11 protein-coding genes and 1 pseudogene are annotated in these 19,038 nt (G+C 44.4%); 8 read left to right on the top strand and 4 right to left on the bottom strand.

The genetic code is table 11. The features are described from left to right. The first annotated feature begins 39 nt into the window (after window positions 1–39). Window positions 40–4,023 carry a DUF2157 domain-containing protein gene (locus ACEYW6_RS04305; RefSeq protein ID WP_412978751.1) on the top strand — a complete coding sequence of 1,328 codons (3,984 nt, stop codon included), beginning with the start codon at window positions 40–42 and terminating at the stop codon, window positions 4,021–4,023. 269 nt (window positions 4,024–4,292) lie between these two features. Here ACEYW6_RS04305 and ACEYW6_RS04300 read toward each other — a convergent pair whose 3' ends face one another. After that, window positions 4,293–5,243 carry an NAD-dependent epimerase/dehydratase family protein gene (locus ACEYW6_RS04300; RefSeq protein ID WP_412978750.1) on the bottom strand — a complete coding sequence of 317 codons (951 nt, stop codon included), beginning with the start codon at window positions 5,241–5,243 and terminating at the stop codon, window positions 4,293–4,295. A 395-nt stretch (window positions 5,244–5,638) separates the two neighbouring features. On the opposite strand from ACEYW6_RS04300, the gene purD reads away from it, so the two are divergent. After that, window positions 5,639–6,940, top strand: a complete 1,302-nt coding sequence (gene purD, locus ACEYW6_RS04295) for a phosphoribosylamine--glycine ligase (RefSeq protein WP_412978837.1) — start codon at window positions 5,639–5,641, stop codon at window positions 6,938–6,940. A 339-nt stretch (window positions 6,941–7,279) separates the two neighbouring features. Further along, window positions 7,280–9,226: a two-component system sensor histidine kinase NblS gene (gene nblS / locus ACEYW6_RS04290; protein WP_412978749.1), complete on the top strand. Its 1,947-nt coding sequence runs from the start codon at window positions 7,280–7,282 to the stop codon at window positions 9,224–9,226. Window positions 9,227–9,604: 378 nt separating this feature from the next. Here the strand turns inward: nblS and ACEYW6_RS04285 are convergent. Beyond that, window positions 9,605–9,850: pseudogene (locus tag ACEYW6_RS04285) on the bottom strand (zinc-binding dehydrogenase); the annotation flags it as partial. A gap of 214 nt (window positions 9,851–10,064) precedes the next feature. Here ACEYW6_RS04285 and ACEYW6_RS04280 point away from each other — a divergent pair. Continuing rightward, window positions 10,065–11,678, top strand: coding sequence for a PQQ-dependent sugar dehydrogenase (locus ACEYW6_RS04280; RefSeq protein WP_412978748.1), 1,614 nt, complete (start codon window positions 10,065–10,067; stop codon window positions 11,676–11,678). Between the two features lie 177 nt (window positions 11,679–11,855). Here ACEYW6_RS04280 and ACEYW6_RS04275 read toward each other — a convergent pair whose 3' ends face one another. Next, window positions 11,856–12,800: an NAD(P)-dependent alcohol dehydrogenase gene (locus tag ACEYW6_RS04275; RefSeq protein WP_412978747.1), complete on the bottom strand. Its 945-nt coding sequence runs from the start codon at window positions 12,798–12,800 to the stop codon at window positions 11,856–11,858. A 270-nt stretch (window positions 12,801–13,070) separates the two neighbouring features. Beyond that, window positions 13,071–13,649 carry a Uma2 family endonuclease gene (locus tag ACEYW6_RS04270; protein WP_412978836.1) on the bottom strand — a complete coding sequence of 193 codons (579 nt, stop codon included), beginning with the start codon at window positions 13,647–13,649 and terminating at the stop codon, window positions 13,071–13,073. A 1,143-nt stretch (window positions 13,650–14,792) separates the two neighbouring features. Between ACEYW6_RS04270 and nifB the strand changes: the two genes are divergently transcribed. The 4 genes from nifB (at window position 14,793) to nifU (ending at window position 18,965) form a co-directional block, all read left to right on the top strand. Beyond that, the gene (gene nifB, locus ACEYW6_RS04265; RefSeq protein WP_412978746.1) at window positions 14,793–16,238 is read left to right on the top strand and encodes a nitrogenase cofactor biosynthesis protein NifB; all 1,446 of its coding nucleotides are present in this window, start codon (window positions 14,793–14,795) and stop codon (window positions 16,236–16,238) included. 96 nt (window positions 16,239–16,334) lie between these two features. Further along, window positions 16,335–16,691, top strand: a complete 357-nt coding sequence (locus tag ACEYW6_RS04260) for a 4Fe-4S binding protein (protein ID WP_412978745.1) — start codon at window positions 16,335–16,337, stop codon at window positions 16,689–16,691. Window positions 16,692–16,728: 37 nt separating this feature from the next. Further along, window positions 16,729–17,937, top strand: a complete 1,209-nt coding sequence (gene nifS / locus ACEYW6_RS04255) for a cysteine desulfurase NifS (RefSeq protein ID WP_412978744.1) — start codon at window positions 16,729–16,731, stop codon at window positions 17,935–17,937. 128 nt (window positions 17,938–18,065) lie between these two features. Beyond that, window positions 18,066–18,965 (top strand): Fe-S cluster assembly protein NifU, encoded by a 900-nt coding sequence (gene nifU, locus ACEYW6_RS04250; RefSeq protein WP_094349931.1) that lies wholly within the window; start codon window positions 18,066–18,068, stop codon window positions 18,963–18,965. The last annotated feature ends 73 nt before the right edge of the window (window positions 18,966–19,038 follow it).

Genomic DNA, 19,038 nt, shown 5'->3' with positions numbered 1-19,038 from the left:
AAACGCAATCTTAAGTATATAGTTATACTCTTGCCACTTATGTCATCGCCCCTTGAGCGTCCACTAAAATTTGAAATCAGGCTGCCATCTTCCCATCCTCAGTTATTAGAAGGGCTAGATATATGGCTGCGCTTAGGTTTGATATCTGATACCCAAGTAAGGCAGCTATGCCGAGAGTTTCTAGTGTGTACGGTGGTGTTGCAACCCCAGCCTGAATCTAAAACAAAGGTAGCGTTTGTCACTTCCGACCCCGTGCAGCAGTTGCCCGTAGCAGCTTTACAATCTAGTAGCCGTAGACAACCGCAACAAAAACCAGCTAAACCCAACTTTATCAGCACAATGTTGCAGTCCTTGGGGGCAGAACTGAGTGTCCGTTGGTTGCTTTTTCTAGGGGTATTTCTGGTAGTTGTATCCTCTGGGGTACTGGCTGCTAGTCAGTGGGAGAGGTTTCCCGCCTCTGGACAGTATGGAGTTTTATTTGCTTATACTTTGAGTTTCTGGGGATTAAGCTTCTGGGCGAATCGGCAAAGCAATCTCAGATTAACGGCTCAGACATTGTTGATTGTCACCCTTTTGTTAGTACCAGTAAACTTTTGGGCAATGGATAGCTTTCGGTTGTGGCAAAATCCTGTGGATTGGATTGTAGTTGCGATCGCTTGCCCTACTCTCACTGCTATAACTGTTTTACTCTCCAAAAATCGGACTATTTTTGCTAATTTACATACTGGCAAATTACCTTTAGCAAATATTCTGGGGCTGAGTTATCTGCATTGGGGTTGGCAATTAAAAGGATTTCCCTTGATTGCCGTTTATGTGGCAATGATCGGCACAACCATCATTACCGTTTATCATAATCTTTACCAACAGCCTAATTCTATAAGTGAGGAAGATAGGTGCGAGCACAGTAGCTTAAATATTACCTTGTCTGCTGCTGTAATTATTTATGCTTTGATAGTGCTGCTAGTGCGGGCGATTTTTGTGGCTGGGGTAGATGTCACGCAGTTGGGGCTAGCCATTGGCATTTGCGGTTGGTTGGTAACTTGGTTGGTACAGCGGGGATGGGAGAGGGCAGGGGAAGCAGGGGGAGCAGGGGAGGTAACAGTAATATCTTCCTCATCCTCTTCATCTCCCTCATCCCCTCCATCCCCCTCATCCCTCTTACTTTGGGAAAAACTCGGTGGCATTTTAATCTTCCTGGGTTGGCTCGTTTCGGTAGTAAATTATCCTTGGCAAGCAATAGCTGTGAGTGGTTTGGGTTTGTGGTTTGTGGGAAATCGCTTGCAGCAGTACAGCTTAAAGGCTGACTTCGCAGCTGTTTTTGTCATCGGCTTACAAACGATTTGGCTAGGTTGGCGATTAGTACCTGATAGCTTCCAGAAATTAGCGATCGCAACTGGCACCCAACTCACCAATTCTCAAAATGAACCTTGGGCATTGCTGAGTATAGCTTTATTTCCCTACGTAATTTTGATGGTGGCGCTCACAGATAGCCTGCATCGCACCGAAAAGCGAGAATTGGCTAAATTTGGTGAACTGCTCACCCTCTTATTTGGAACTTTTTTAACAACGATCGCTATTGTAAATCCCACATTGCGATCGCTAAATTTGCTATTTTCCACAATCACTCTGGCATTCGTCACTCAACGCCGCTCCTCCTCCTCTCTTTTGCTGGTATATCTAACTCACATCATGGGGGTACTGACATTTTGCTCTACCATTAATTGGCTGGAACCAACCCTAAGTCAACAAGTCTGGGCAAGTATTTTATTAGCTCTGATGGTTGCAGAATGGCGATTTAGCGTCAAAGAAGGACTATGGCAACGTAGTGCATGGGATATCGGTTTAGGACTAGCCGCCGCTAGTTTTTTCCTATTGTGGATGAATGCAGAATCATCATGGTATGGCATAGCTGATAGCCAAGCTTATTGGGGAGCCTTATGGCTAGTTACGCCTATAGCTCTCACGGGTGTTGCCAATTGCACAACTACAGAACGTCGGACTACTACCCGTTACTTGAGTGTCTTGGCTGTGGGAGTTGCTCAGTTACTTACTTTACAGCTACCAGAAACCAGATTAATCGGTTTGGCTGTGGGTACGGGATTGATGTTCGCCAATACGCGCTATTTGCGAAACCAAATATCTGCGGTAATTACAGAAGGATTTGCTCTAAGTTTCATTGTGGCGCTGCTATGGGTAGGTGTACCTGGCTTACCTCGCCTCTCGCTAGCAGGTTGGTTTGTCGTAGGAGCGATCGCAACCTTAAGTCTATGGTTAGCGCGGACAGTTTTGAGCCGACGCGGTAACGAATTAGCAGTTATATATGCAGCTGCAAGTGATAAATGGGCGATCGCATTGTGTGGTTTTGAGTTGTTGGGTTTGACGCTACACTCAAGACTGATTTACTCAGGGTTTATTACTTCTGGATTTTTATACTTAGCTGCTACTGCAATTACCTTGGCAGCCATTGTTTATCGCAGTTGGCGCGAACCGACAAATTGGGCATTTTATGGCATCGGTTGGTGTTTAGAATTGTTGATTGCCCAAGGGCTGGGATTTGGGGAACACTCAACTGTTAAAATTGCGATCGCGGAGCGTGGCTTGCCAATCGCAAATATCGGCTTAGGTTTAATCGCTCAACTTGTCGGCGAGTGGTGGCGACGACGACATCAGTTAGAAAGGCTTCCTAGCAGTTTTCACATTTTGCCATTAATTTATGGTGCATTCAGTGTATTACTGCGTTTGAACACCTTCACCGAGTGGACAGGTTTGTATTCCTTGGGTGTAGCTTTAATTATCATTGGCGTGGGGCGACGGCGCGAGAACTTTAAACCCCTGCTGTACTTAGGAATCATTGGCGTATCAATTTCTGCTTATGAACTTTTGTTCTATCAAATGTTACAAGCTTCAGGAGGAGCATTAGGTGATGGATTGATTGCCATGTCTGCCCTTGGTGCCAGTATTATGTATGCTTACCGCATCCTATCGCCTTGGCTGGTAAGCTACTTACGCCTGACTCCCCAAGAACTGAAAGGAATTGCCCATATTCATTGGGCTTGGAGTAGCTGCTTATTAATGGCTGCCATTCCTCTTCCCATTGGAGTTAACCGTTTGGTGGGATTGGCAACTGGGGTATTTTTGATTCGCTATGCCATCTTTCAGGGACGAAATTCGCGCACTTCCCCCAGCATCTTTGGAGGAATCACAATCGCCGAAATGTGGGTTTACCTTGGCTTATTAGAGGTAGCCGGGATGAGGGTTTATTGGCGCGAGACAGCAGTGGGACAATTTTGGGCGGGGCCGTTAGTTCCTTGGAACGGTGCGATCGCTTGTGTGGTAGCCTATTTTCTGTACATTCTACCTTGGGAAAATTGGGGTTGGTCTAAAAGACCTTGGCAGCAAGCCGCCTACATCATACCATTGATAATTTTATGGGAAACCAGACTGCAAACTTACCCCATTACCTTGGTACTCGCAGCTGGATTCTACATCTTTCTCGCAAAGGTGGGTGAAAACATCCGTTTTACCTATGTCAGTGTGGGGTTGATTGATTGGGCACTTTTCCGATGGTTTGATTCCTTACGCCTGACTGATGTTTTATGGTATGTCACGCCAATTGGGCTATCACTGCTTTATATTGCTCAAGTAGATACCCAACTGAGGTTACCAGAGTACAAAGCAGCTCGCCATATTCTGAGAGTGCTAGGTAGTGGTTTAATTTGTGGGTGGGCAATTTTATTTAATCAAGATACAGCCTGGATACCGGGAATTTTCAGCCTCATCGCCATCTTTGCCGGATTAGCTTTGCGAGTGCGGGCTTTTCTCTACATTGGTACAGCTACTTTTTTAATCACTACAATCTATCAATCGGTAATTTTCAGCTTGCAGTACTCTTTTTTAAAATGGATTGTTGGCTTGCTAGTTGGCATCCTGCTGATTTACATCGCTGCCAATTTTGAAACCCGTCGCGCTCAAATAACTTCCTTAATTCGTAGCGCCATTGATGAATTTCAATCATGGGAATAGGGGGATAAAAAAGAGGGAATTACAGCCTTTTTCATTTATTTGAACCACAATCCCCTGTAGGGCGCACAGCCGTGCGTCCCTACTCAATACGGTTCGGATAAGGTTTTTTGATGAAAGTTATAGATCACAAAGACGCGATAAATCGCCGTCTTTACAATAATCAGTCCTTTGTAGAGACGGCGATTTATCGCGTCTCTTCCCTTAACCGAACCGTATTGCGTCCCTACTAACGCAAGCGGATTAAATTTTAGCAATATGGTGAAATCCTATCAGGTATACAACGACTTAATCCAATGCCATTCCTGTGTCAAACCCTCTTTAAGAGAGATGTGCGGCTGATATCCCAGAATTCTCTGCGCTTTAGATACATCAGCACCAGTGTGGCGGGCGTCTCCCATAGCTTTTTCTATGTGGTTTCTTTTAATTGGTTTCCCAACAATTTCTTCAATCGTATCTAAGACTTCTGCTAAAACCACCCTGCTACCGCCACCGATATTAAAGATTTCTCCCACTGCTTCGGGTGCGGAGGCGGCGGCTAAATTGGCGGCGACGACATCACTAACAAACGTAAACTCCCGCGTTTGCTGTCCATCGCCGTAAATAGGAATCGCCTCATCCTGTAAAATGGATTTAAAGAACTTATGAAATGCCATATCTGGGCGCTGTTTAGGGCCATAAACAGTGAAATACCGCAATGATACAGATGGCACACCAAAGTTTTTGTGATACAGTCTGCACAAAGTTTCAGCCGCTAGCTTAGTAATGCCGTAAGGAGAAACTGGTTGAGGGCAAATTCCCTCGTGAGTGGGTAATGTTTCTGCATCACCATATACACTTGATGATGAGGCAAACACTAATCTTTTCAGGTCTTTAGCATCTTTGGCTGCTTCTAGCAAAATTTGTGTAGCGTTAATATTTCGTTCTGTGTAACCTCGAAAAGCTTTACCCCAACTCGCTCTGACACCTGCTTGTGCTGCTTGATGGTAAACTACATCAACATCTTTTAGGAGTTTCTGCCAATCTAAAAACTGCATATCTCCTTCAATTAATGTAAAGCCGGGTGACTGATGTAAGTGTGCAACATTCTTAAGCTTTAACATAGGATCGTAGTAATCATTAAATTCATCAATCCCGATCACTTCTTCTCCTTGTTGCAGCAATGTTTCTGCAAGATGAGAGCCAATAAAGCCAGCGGCTCCAGTAACAATAATTTTAGCCATGTTGCCTATTTTTTGATATTTTCATTAATCTCCATATTCACAGGTTAATACTTGTAATCAATGATCGTCATTACCTGAAGATGATTTTTTTCTCAATTATTTCAATGCTCCAAAAAATCATCATAAATACTTAAATATTGTACTTACACTGGAATGATCTAAGTATATTTATTGAATTATTGCTATTAATAACATTTATAATTCTACTAATTAACTAAATTGGATTTTAAAAATAAATCCAGTAGAAATTCGATAGCTATATTCCTTCTTGCACCCTCCTCCTCAGCCTTTTTAGTCGTGAGGGGGCTTGTACAAGTGTGATCATTGGTGAAAAAATTGATCCGCGAGAGCCGAATCAGGTATTCTCGTTTCGCAAGGAACGCACGAGGAAAGCAGTGAAAGTTTTAGTTGTAGGTAACGGAGGGCGCGAACACGCTCTGGCATGGAAACTGTTGCAATCTAAGCAAATTGAGCAAGTTGTCTGTGTACCAGGGAATGGGGGTACAGCAAGTATGGAACGTTGCCAGAACTTGCCCCTAGCAGTCGATGATTTTGAGGGCATGAGCCGATATGCTATAGAACATGGCATAACTCTGGTGATAGTTGGGCCAGAAGTGCCTTTGGCGAAGGGAATCACAGATTACCTCCAAGACAAAGGATTAATGGTATTTGGCCCAGTTAGAGCAGGAGCGCAAATTGAGGCGAGTAAAGCTTGGGCAAAAGCCCTGATGCAAGAAGCGGGGATTCCGACGGCACGAAGTGCGGTATTTACGCAGGCAGCAGCAGCAAAATCTTACATCCAATCTCAGGGAGCGCCAATTGTCGTCAAAGCTGATGGCTTGGCGGCTGGTAAGGGTGTAATAGTAGCTGAAACAGTTGAGCAGGCAGAAAGTGCCGTTGATGCAATTTTTCAGGGACAATTTGGCAGTGCTGGTGAATTTGTCGTCATTGAAGAATGTTTGATTGGGCAAGAAGTGTCAGTTTTAGCGTTAACGGATGGGTTAACAATTCGACCCTTGCTGCCAGCTCAAGACCATAAGCGAATTGGTGACGGCGATACGGGAGAAAATACTGGTGGGATGGGAGCCTATGCCCCAGCACCCATTGCTACAACAGAGTTGATGGCACGCATTCAAACAGAAGTCTTAGAAAGAGCGATCGCAACCTTACGAGCTAAAGGCATTGATTACCGAGGTGTACTGTATGCTGGGTTAATGATTGTACCCGATGGCGACTTGAAGGTTTTGGAATTTAACTGTCGCTTCGGCGATCCCGAAACCCAGGTGATTTTGCCACTCTTAGCAACACCTCTAGAAGAATTGATTCTAGCTTGTGTACAACAGCGGTTAAGTGAATTGCCGCCCATTGCTTGGAAAGCGGGAGCATCTGCCACTGTCGTTGCAGCTTCAGGCGGTTATCCCGGAGAATATGAGAAAGGCCAGGTCATTACTGGCATTGGTGAGGCAGAGGCAACAGGAGCAACCGTATTTCATGCAGGTACGAACTTGAACCAGCAACAAGAATTAGTGACAGATGGGGGTCGAGTATTAAATGTGACCGGGATCGGAGAAAATTTTGAGCAAGCGATCGCTCAAGCCTACGCAGGGATCAAATATATTCAGTTTGAGGGGATATATTACCGGAGAGATATTGGGCATAGAGTAGCGAGTGGGAAGCAAGAGGGGAAAACCCCATAAGCGATCGCTAAGGTATTCAATTTAAATACAGTCTGATGTGTTTACTAGCAGCCGCTAACCTGAGGTGGACAACTAGCTCAAAATCACGACAGGTTGGATTTTTGTTAGACTGCTCATCTGTGCGTAACCAATAGTCGCAAAAATGAGGTTTAACGCGTTCATCCTCAACTGGATATAAACTCGGATGGCTGAAATGAGGTAAATTCGTTAAGACTACCTTACAGGAATATCCCCTGGAGTTTCCCATCTCTCTCTGTCCCCTTACATGTTTGTCAAATTAACTGTTAATTTTTTAGTTGTTGGGCTTTATAACAAAGACTACTAACAACTTTATTTAAGATGCTAAGTCTGTTAAAAACAATTCGACATGCGATCGCTACTTGGTGGTCGGAGTTCACACTCCAGACCAAATTATTGGCTGTGGCCACAATGGTAGTTTCATTGGTGATGAGTGGTCTGACCTTCTGGGCTGTGAATACAATTCAGCAGGATGCGCGGATGAATGACACCCGCTTTGGTCGTGACTTGGGGTTGCTACTTGCTGCCAATGTTGCCCCCCTAGTTGCTGACAATAATCTGACTGAGGTCGCCCAATTTTCTCAACGCTTCTACAGCAGCACCTCTAGTGTGCGTTATATGCTCTACGCTGATGAAACCGGGGAAATCTTTTTTGGCATTCCTTTTTGGGAAGCGGAGGTAGAAAACTCCCTTACCATTAAGCGGCGAATACAACTGCCAGAAGACTACCCTGGTGATGGGGAAAAGCCGATGGTGCGGCAACACATGACCCCAGATGGAACAGTCACCGATGTGTTTATTCCCCTGATCGTCAATAAAAAATACTTAGGTGTATTAGCGATCGGTATCAACCCCAATCAGACCGCTGTCATCTCTACCAATTTTACCCGCGATGTTACCATTGCCGTTTTTATCACGATTTGGGTAATGGTGATTTTGGCAGGTGTAATTAACGCCTTAACCATCACCAAGCCCATTAAAGAACTGCTGGTAGGGGTGAAGCAAATTGCTACCGGGAATTTCAAACAGCGCATTGATTTACCTTTAGGGGGCGAACTGGGGGAGTTAATTTTAAGCTTTAATGAGATGGCAGAGCGATTAGAGCGCTATGAAGAACAGAATATTGAGGAACTGACCGCAGAAAAAGCCAAGCTAGAAACCCTAGTTTCAACGATCGCAGATGGTGCTGTGTTGATTGATAACAACATGCAGGTGATTTTAGTCAACCCCACAGCACAGCGAATTTTTGGCTGGGAAGCAGCTGATGTGGTAGGCCAAAACGTATTACATCACTTGCCCCCAGCGGTACAAATGGAAATCACCCGCCCATTGTACGAAATGGCCGCAGGCGAATGCGAAAGCGCTGAATTCCGAATTTTTATTAACCAACCCACCCCACGAACGATCCGCATTCTCTTGACTACAGTCCTCAACGTGCAAAGAGAAAGCATCAAAGGCATTGCGATTACTGTCCAAGATATAACCCGTGAGGTGGAATTAAACGATGCAAAAAGCCAATTTATCAGCAACGTTTCTCACGAACTGCGAACGCCTCTATTTAACATCAAAACTTATATTGAAACCCTGCACGACTACGGCGAAGACTTAGCTTTGCAAGAACGGCAAGAGTTTCTGCAAACAGTGAACCATGAAACCGATCGCCTAACCCGCCTAGTTAACGATGTTTTGGATTTGTCAAAACTCGAATCTGGTCGCCAGTACAACTTCGATGGCGTGGATTTAGCCCAAGCGATCGAGCAAACACTGCGTACTTACCAACTCAACGCTAAAGATAAAGGTGTTGAACTCCTTCAGGAAGTTGCTCCTAATTTGCCCCTGGTAATGGGTAATTATGATCTGTTAGTACAAGTGTTTGGCAACCTGATTGGTAATGCCCTTAAATTCACCAAAGCCGGTGGTAAAGTAGCAATCCGTGCCTACCAACTAGATTTCAAACCCAGTCATACCCAATCTTCTCCAGTGCGAATTGAAATTTCCGATACTGGAATTGGCATTGCCACAGAAGATCAACACTCAATTTTTGAACGCTTCTTCCGCGTAGAAAACCGAGTTCACACCCTAGAAGGCACGGGTTTAGGTTTATCGATTGTCAGAAATATCATCGATAGACATCGTAGTAAAGTCCATCTGGTGAGTGAAGTCGGCATTGGCACCACTTTTTGGTTCGATTTAGCCGCCTTTGAAGAAAAAGCGCCACCGATACAAGTTGAACCTATTATTGAAGCATCCACAATCACCACAGCCTGAAGATTAGGGATTGGGCATTGTTTGTCATTTTTGACCATTCCTTATAAGGGTTATCGCTTGTATGCAATACACTCTCACCTCTCTCCTTTCAATACTTTTCGGTTAAACCCAATAATCTCTCTTTTAGTCTGGGGAAAGGTTAAAGGGCAATGGGGAAAGGGAAATTCAAACCCTTTCCCTTTCCCCTTTCCCCCTTAACCGAAAAGTATTGTCTCTCCTTTTAGGCTATACCTGAGTACATTTTCTGTCTCTCAAGTTAATATCCTCCCACCGTCTACATTACGAATGGATAGCTATAAAGGAAGAGGGTTAAGGGGTGAGGTTTCGCGTTGATTTTTCAGATCAATTGCTAACTGCGATGTCTACGACGGGCTGCGCCTACGCAATTTCACCCACAGCATGCTCACTCTTGCTACAATCTTTAGGCGATGCTACTTGTACTAGGGTATATGTGCAATTAATCACCACATGAATTTTGCCAGATTCAATCAATTCTTTGAGAAAAACCAAGTCTTCAGGGTTGGGTTGTTCAAACACAAACTTGACTTTTTGACTGGAGATGAATGCTGTTAAAGCTCTATACATAATGGTTTTGGGGGTGATAATTCCCTTGGGTTTGAGGACTCTTTTGGTTTGAAAGAGCGATCGCTCTGCCTAACTTCCGATTCACCCATTTTTTGATAAATTAAGAAAAATACGGGTATATAAATATATTTAACGAAGTGTTCTCAAAAACGACTACCCCTGAGTAATGTTTGTTCTAACTCTCGGAAAAATCGGCTAGCCGAGAGTTATGTGTAACATAAATCACCACAATGCTAGAGGGAAGTTCAGAATCATGATGTTTGCTCTAAAACCAACACAGATACTCAGACGCATAATATCTGCATCACTAGTTAGTTTTATGTCCTTAGAGGTTGTTCCCACCGCAGCGTTCGGCAACCCACCCCCTGCGTCTGTCGAAACCAAGCTGAAAGTGCCTAGCACAATGTCTTATGAACCGTTTAATACTAACCGTTACTTAAAAGTGCCGCCCAATTTCTCTATCTCTGTTTATGCTCGCATTAAGCAAGCTCGCTTTATGGCAGTTGCTCCCAATGGGGATCTTCTAGTGTCACAGCCCAGTACGGGTAAAGTATTAATTGTCCGGCCAAATGGCAGCAAAGACCCAATTATTTCTGACTTCGTGACGGGTCTACGCAAGCCACATGATATTGTGTTTCATAAAATTGGCAACACCACATACATTTATATCTCTGAGACTCATCAAATTAACCGCTTCATCTACAATTCTGGAGATTTAATCGCCAAAAATCGCCAAATCGTTGTGATTGGTTTACCAGACAGCAGCACATCAGAACTCAAAGGCTCTTATGGTCACGAACTGAAAAATATCGCACTTGATGCCAATCACAAACTATACGTGTCGATTGCCTCTACGTGCAATGCCTGCCTGGAAGATACTGTCAGTTACCCGAAGCGTGGTGCGATTTACCAGTACGACGCTAATGGAACCAATCAGCGGCTTTTTGCCCAAGGTTTACGTAATGCCGAAGGATTGGCATTCTTACCTGGCACAAATGACCTTTGGGTAGTCGTTAATAATCGAGACAACATCGCCTATCCCTTCAAGGATAGCAGTGGCAATTACGGTAAGATTATCCCCTCCTACGTAGACAACCACCCGCCAGAGGAGTTTACAAAAGTCCGAGATGGCGGTAACTACGGTTGGCCATTCTGCAACCCCAATCCTGACACATCAACTGGCCTCAACAATATGCCATTTGACCGCGACTATCAGTTTAATGCTGATGGACGTGTTAATTGCAATGCAATGGACAGGATTGACAAGGGTATTCAAGCCCATTCGGCTCCCTTGGGACTAACATTCTTACAAAATACTAAGTTTCCCAGCCTGTACTCAAGTGGGGCAGTAACGGGGCTGCATGGTTCATGGAATCGGCAAAAGAAAACGGGCTACAAAATAGCTTACTTTCCCTGGAACATTACGACAAAGACTCTAGGGGAGGAGATGGATTTAGTCAACGGTTGGCTAGTTCCCTCAACGCAAGAAGTCTGGGGACGACCGGTAGATATGGTAGTTGACCAGCAAGGTAATTTGTTAATTTCGGATGACTACAGCGGCACCATCTACAAGCTATCCTACAATCTCCCCTCTACGCCGTCAGCACAAGTTAAGGTCTACAGAGACCCTAATTTTGCTGGAGCTTCCCAGTCATTTCCTACAAGCCCAGGAGTATACAAAGCCAACCAAGGTAACTTAAAGGTTGTTGGTAATGATGCTATTAGCTCATTAAGTGTACCACCGGGTACAGTGCTACGTGTATGCCAACATGAAACAGGTGGTCGATGCCGTGAGTTTAGTGCTGGTGATTATAAATCTTTAGGAGCTGACTTAGATAACATAATCTCGTTTATAGAAGTCAAATAGCACCAGTCACCGAATTTTAAATTTTGGATTTTGGTGAAGCAGCGCGGTCTTCTCCCTTGGCGCTAGCATCTCCCCTTTGGGAGAAGGGGAGACGCTAAGAGCGAACGAGCGTCACCCGAAGGGATTGAATAATTTAAAATCCAAAATTTAAAAAGGTTTGAGAGGATCTTTGGAAAGTCAACTAGAAACTGCGATCGCAATTTTACCCACTACACGCCCAGTTTCGCTATAATCATGAGCCGCCGCTAATTCTTCTAAGGGATATGTGCGATCAATCACCACACGAATTTTACCCGCTTCAATCAATTCTTTCAGATAAACCAAGTCCTGAGTGTTGGGTTTTTCTAGGATAAATTTCGCTTTTTGACCGGGAAGGAATGCTGTTAAGATGCCCTCTAAGAAGACTTCAGGGCTGGGTAGCGTGGTGATATAAATTCCGTTGGGTTTGAGGACTCTTTTGGTTTGTGAGAGCGATCGCTTACCCACTGCATCAAAGATAATGTCATACTGCGCTATATCTTCGGTGAAATCTTGCTGCGTATAATCAATCACGCGGTCTGCTAAGAGAGATTTCACCAAATCCAAGTTTTTGGTACTGCAAACTCCCGTTACCACTGCCCCTAAAGCCTTAGCAATTTGTACTGCAAAACTGCCTACACCGCCCGCAGCACCATTAATCAAAACAGTTTGTCCTGTTTGAATATTTCCCTCATTTCGCAGGGCTTGCAAAGCCGTGAGCGCTGCTAAGGGAACAGCCGCAGCTTCTTCATAAGATAAGTTCGTTGGTTTAAGAGCCGCCACATTTTCTGGAACAGCTGCAAATTCGGCATAACCTCCTCCAGGAAAGCTAGTACTGCCATAAATAGCATCTCCTGCTTTAAAACGGGTGACACCAGAGCCAACGGCTACCACATCTCCCGCCACATCAAACCCCAGAATCTTTGGAAAATTACTGCCGGTAATCAAACTCAACATCCCTTTACGGATTTTCCAATCAATGGGATTAACACTACTAGCACGAACTTTCACAAGTAACTGCGTTGGTTCAATTTTCGGCTGCTCCACATCTTCATAGTGCAACACCTCAGCCGCGCCATACCGACGGATAACCACTGCTTTCATTGCATTCCTCCTGCTACCCTGTTTTCGTGAATGAACTTAGACAGCTTATGACTACAGTGTAGCGATGTCTACGATTGGCTACGCCTACGCATTGCATTTAACGAAGATGCTAGGCGCAGCCATAAATTTCCTAAAATATCTATCAATATCAGTCTAAAACTACACCTGTATGGCAGCTAGTACCCTACACTGGCTATGCAGTTGCTTAAAGTGCGTAGGCGCAGCCCGTCGTAGACATCGCTCTTTAAGAGTTAACACGGAACATTCTCTTTATTCTTCAGTGGTAAATACAACACCTTCATACAGCAATTCAATCGGACACTCAAATTCAATGCTCGATAGAGTGACCATATCTTCAGCCGTGTAGGGATAGTAAAGCCACATCTTACCCTCACCCCGACAGTAACGCTCAACAGAGATTTTTTCCGAGTCAATCAAGAGATATTCTTGCAAACTGGGGATTGTCAGATAATAAGTAAATTTTTCACCCCGATCTTTAGCGTTTGTACCTGGGGAAAGAACTTCGACAATCAGCTTGGGATGTTGAATAAAATTGCGGGCATTCAGGTTTTGAGGGTTGCAACTGACAATAACATCAGGATAATAATAGCGGCTCTGGGGCGTGAGTTGCATTTTCACATCTGACACATTCACTCGACAACCTCTGGAACGCAGATGAGGGTACAAAGCTCTGTAGAGATTAAGTGCAATGTCGTTATGCGGAATTGTACCAACTGTCATCGCAAACACTTCGCCATTGGCATATTCGTAGCGAAGGTCTTGCTGAGGTTCCCATTCGAGATATTCCTCAACGGTCATTTTTGGCGGCTGTTGGGGGATGGCGATCATAACGAAACTAAGATTTTTACGCTTGGTTTGATTGTAGCCAAATAGTATCAGCAACAAAGAACGGTATCTGGAAAACCTCTCTCTGAAAAGAAGAGAGACTTTAAACTTTTCTTCTTCCCGCATCAGGAAGGGGGTTAGATTTTTTGCAAAGGTTTGTAGTGAGCAATTCAGAAAATTCATTGCGATCGCTCAATCATGTTAGATTGTAGTTTGTTGTTTCTCTTAAACACAAAATCTGAGAATTTCTTACCCATCTCCTCATTGTGGGAATGAAAAAAAGGAGTTGAAAGTTAAGTTTTTTGAAAATTATGTGCAGCAACACACCTATCCCCATTAGCTTATATGGCTTATCAGATAAGACTTAGAACCACAATTGAATATCATTGTCAAAGCAAAAATTAAAAAAATATGAATTGCATTTTTACCCTCAAAAAAATGATATGTTAGATACAGAATTGAATTTCGCACGTTTCTGGAGTAGAACGATGTAGACTACTCCAGTTTTTCACCCTCAAACCCTTGGTCTTGACTGCTTTTGACGGAATTTGAGGGCAATCTGAGTACACATTGAAATAACCCAAACCCAGTTACAAGTAGATTAAATTCCTTGTTGGGATTGGGTTTTAGCTGAGTACAAAGAAATCCTGAACCCCTATCTATAAACACTAGAACCCCAACCAAAAAATACTAGAACCCCTACCCGAAAAAAACTTTTTTAATTCTTGTAATGCTTTAAGAATTAGGGTTTTTAGTATTTGAGTACAAATGTAATAAATCCAATAAATTCTATCCTAGATACACATATCGCCTAGCTTCAAGACGGCTGATATAAATCTTTTATCGCCAATCACTTAACGCTCTGAAACAAAACAAAGCGAAAAGTGAGTGGAGGGATGACATAGCACCATGCCTGAAGTGAAGAGAAGTCGCGGCTGTAAGCACAAATTCTACCCAAGAACCGAACGTTGACACACACCAGCCGAACATCAGATATCTATCGCCTGCCTGACTTGAAAACAAGTCGCCCGAACCCAAGGGTTTGCAGGCAGTGTGGAAGACGCGACTTCAATTCTGGGCATGAAAGAGTAGCAACAGCATCTCCCACAGTGGCAGCCGAGTCCACCGACCTTTTTGCGAAATTCAATGACATCACCGTCTACACGACTCCTCAACTCCAACGCTACGGAATCGACAACCCAAGCAAAATCCGGTGGTTGCGGCTGCGACAGCAACAGCAGCGCCACCGTGGAAAGGGACGAAAAGCTTCAAGAACGCATTGCTAAACATCCCTGCTACAGCGAAGACGCTCATCACCACTACGCCCGGATGCACGTTGCAGTTGCACCAGCTTGCAACATTCAATGCAACTATTGCAACCGCAAATATGATTGCGCTAACGAAAGCCGTCCTGGAGTAGTTAGCGAATTGCTAACACCAGAACAAGCAGCACACAAAGCTTTGGTCATTGGCGGCAAGATTCCCCAAATGACAGTTGTGGGAATTGCTGGTCCTGGCGACCCTCTGGCGAACCCAGAAAAAACCTTCCGCACATTTGAGTTGATTGCAGAGCAAGCACCAGACATCAAGCTGTGCTTATCAACCAATGGTTTAATGCTGCCAGACTACATCGATCGCATTAAACAATTAAATATAGATCACGTGACGATCACCATTAACATGGTAGATCCAGAGATCGGTGCTAAGATTTATCCTTGGGTTCACTACAGACGCAAGCGCTACAGAGGCATTGAAGGCGCAAGAATCCTCCACGAAAGACAGATGGAAGGATTGCAAGCCCTGAAAGACGCTGACATCTTGTGCAAAGTTAACTCAGTGATGATTCCCGGAATTAATGACCATCACTTAGTCGAAGTGAATCGAGTCATTCGTGAGAAAGGTGCATTTTTGCACAACATCATGCCATTGATTTCTGCACCAGAACATGGCACACACTTCGGTTTAACTGGTCAACGCGGCCCCACACCCAAAGAACTCAAAGAAGTTCAAGACAACTGCTCTGGTAACATGAAAATGATGCGTCACTGTCGCCAGTGCCGTGCCGATGCAGTCGGATTATTGGGAGAAGACCGCAGCCAGGAGTTTTCCAAAGAGAAATTCTTGGAAATGACTCCAGAATACGACATGGAACAACGCGCTACCGTTCACGAAGGGATTGAGAAGTTTAAAGAAGAACTTAAAGTAGCCAAAGACAAGGCGCTAGCCGGCAAGAAATTTGCTAACAGTCCTAAAATCTTAGTTGCAGTAGCAACCAAAGGCGGTGGATTAGTTAACCAACACTTCGGTCATGCGAAAGAATTCCAAATTTACGAAGTGGGTGGGGACGAAGTTCGCTTTGTCAGTCACCGCAAAATTGACCAATACTGCCAAGGTGGATACGGCGAAGAAGCTTCTTTTGAGCATATTATGAAAGCGATCGCAGATTGCAAAGCAGTTTTAGTCTCCAAGATTGGTAACTGTCCTCAAGAAAAATTGCAAGAAGCTGGAATCAAGACTGTTGAAGCTTACGACGTAATTGAAAAGGTTGCTTTGGAGTTCTACGAGCAATACGTTAAGGAATTAGGTAATTAGGGAATAGGTTACAGGTTACAGAGGACAGATTATTGCCTATCACCTGTAACCTCTACCCTAACTCTAATGCCCCATTCCCCAAAAGGAGAATAAATCATGGCTTACAAAATTCTTACTAGCCAGTGTATTTCCTGCAATCTCTGTCTAACGGTATGTCCCACAAATGCAGTAAAAGTGGTTGATGGACAGCACTGGATTGACCCTGAACTTTGTACAAATTGTGTTGGTAGTATTCATACCATGCCCCAGTGTAAAGCTGGTTGTCCCACCTGCAACGGTTGCGTTAAGCAGCCTAGCGATTACTGGGAAGGCTGGTTTGCCAATTACAACCGCGTAGTTGCTAAATTAACAAATAAACAAGATTACTGGGAACGTTGGTTTAACTGCTATTCCCAGAAATACTCGGAACAGTTGCAAAAGCGTCAATCCCAAACAATGGGTGCAGAAGCTTAAATAATTCGTAATTCGTAATTCGTAATTGAAGACAACAATGCAAAATAACTGCATCTATCTCGATAATAATGCCACCACTAAGGTAGACCCAGAAGTTATAGAGGTAATGCTACCTTACCTGACGGATTATTACGGCAATCCCTCCAGTATGCATACTTTTGGTGGGCAAGTCGGTAAAGCAGTGAGAACAGCAAGAGAACAACTTGCAGCCATCCTGGGAGCCGATGAGTCAGAAATTGTCTACACAAGTTGCGGTACTGAGGGAGATAACGCGGCGATTCGAGCCGCACTGTTAGCGCAACCAGAAAAGCGACACATCATCACCACCCAAGTTGAACATCCAGCAGTACTCAATGTCTGCAAACAATTAGAAACCCAAGGTTATAGTGTTACCTATCTATCAGTAAATCATCAAGGGCAGCTGGATCTAGATGAACTAGAAGCTTCCTTGACGGGTAACACCGCCTTGGTGACAATTATGTATGCGAATAATGAAACCGGAACGGTTTTCCCAATTGAGCAAATTGGGTTGCGCGTAAAAGAATATGGCGCTATCTTCCATGTAGATGCGGTGCAAGCAGTGGGAAAAATCCCGTTGAATATGAAAACTAGCACCGTGGATATGTTAACCCTGTCTGGTCACAAGCTTCACGGGCCGAAAGGAATTGGTGCTTTATATATCCGGCGCGGGGTTCGGTTCCGTCCCTTCATGATTGGGGGACACCAAGAACGCGGACGTAGAGCGGGAACAGAGAATGTTCCAGCAATTATCGCCTTGGGCAAAGCTGCGGAACTAGAACTGTTACACTTAGAAGAAGCGACCACAAGAGAAAGAAGGCTGCGCGATCGCCTCGAACAAACTTTACTAGCTAAAATTCCCGATTGTGTCGTTAACGGTGACGTTACGCAGAGATTGCCAAACACCACCAATATCGGCTTCAAGTACATCGAAGGTGAAGCAATTCTACTGTTATTGAACAAATACGGTATCTGTGCATCATCCGGTTCTGCTTGCACCTCCGGTTCTCTAGAACCCTCCCACGTCCTGCGGGCAATGGGCTTACCCTATACAACTTTGCACGGTTCTATCCGCTTCAGTCTTTGTCGCTACACCACCGAAGCCGAAATCGATCAAGTAATAGAGGTAATGCCCAGTATTGTAGAACGTTTACGCGCCCTCTCACCCTTCAAAAATGATAATGCGGGTTGGTTGCAAGGACAAGAACAAGCACTGGCGCATCGTTAATTAGGGAATAGGGTACAGGTTATAGGGTACAGATTATTCCCTATCACCTATCACCTGTCCCCTGTCCCCACTCAGCACGGGCTAAACGCCCCGCTTCCGCTAACACCACTCAGCACTCGGAACTTAATATGTGGGACTACACCGATAAAGTATTAGAACTGTTTTACGATCCCAAGAATCAGGGAGAAATTGAAGAAACGGGCGAAGCTGGAGTTAAGGTTGCAACGGGCGAAATCGGTAGCATTGCTTGCGGCGATGCTCTGAGATTGCACCTGAAAGTGGAAGTAGAATCTGATAAGATTCTAGATGCTCGCTTTCAAACCTTTGGTTGTACTAGTGCGATCGCATCTTCTAGTGCATTAACCGAAATGGTTAAAGGTTTAACCTTAGATGAAGCCCTGAAAGTGTCCAATAAAGACATTGCAGATTACCTGGGTGGTTTACCAGAAGCAAAGATGCATTGCTCTGTCATGGGACAAGAAGCCCTAGAAGCCGCTATCTACAATTATCGTGGCATACCTCTAGCTACCCACGATGATGATGATGAAGGTGCATTAGTTTGCAGTTGCTTTGGCATCAGCGAGTCTAAGATTCGTCGCGTGATTCTAGAAAATCATCTCACGGATGCCGAACAAGTAACAAATTATGTAAAAGCTGGTGGCGGATGCGGTTCCTGTCTGGCGAACATTGATGATATTATTAGATCAGTTCAACAGGAATACGCCTCACCTGCTCTCAACAATTACGGCGTAAAAGTTGCCACAGAAATTGTTACATCTAAGGAACGAGCGCTAACAAACGTCCAAAAGATTGCTCTAATTCAAAAGGTTCTTGATGAAGAAGTCAGACCCGTACTCATTGCAGATGGGGGAGATGTAGAACTCTATGATGTAGAAGGCGATCGCGTTAAAGTTGTACTGCAAGGTGCTTGCGGTTCCTGTTCTAGTAGTACAGCAACTCTGAAAATTGCGATCGAAGCCAGATTACAAGATCGTGTCAGCAAGAGCCTTGTAGTCGAAGCAGTTTAGGAATTGCTGTAGGACTTAACGTACTCTACAAATACGCCCTAATATGCATTCAGCCAGGAACAGAAAGTAGGAT

The sequence above is a fragment of the Nostoc sp. UIC 10607 genome, from assembly GCF_047228265.1.
In the GTDB taxonomy this organism is placed as follows: Bacteria; Cyanobacteriota; Cyanobacteriia; order Cyanobacteriales; family Nostocaceae; genus Nostoc; species Nostoc foliaceum_A.
This window is presented reverse-complemented; position numbering and strand designations above follow the sequence as displayed.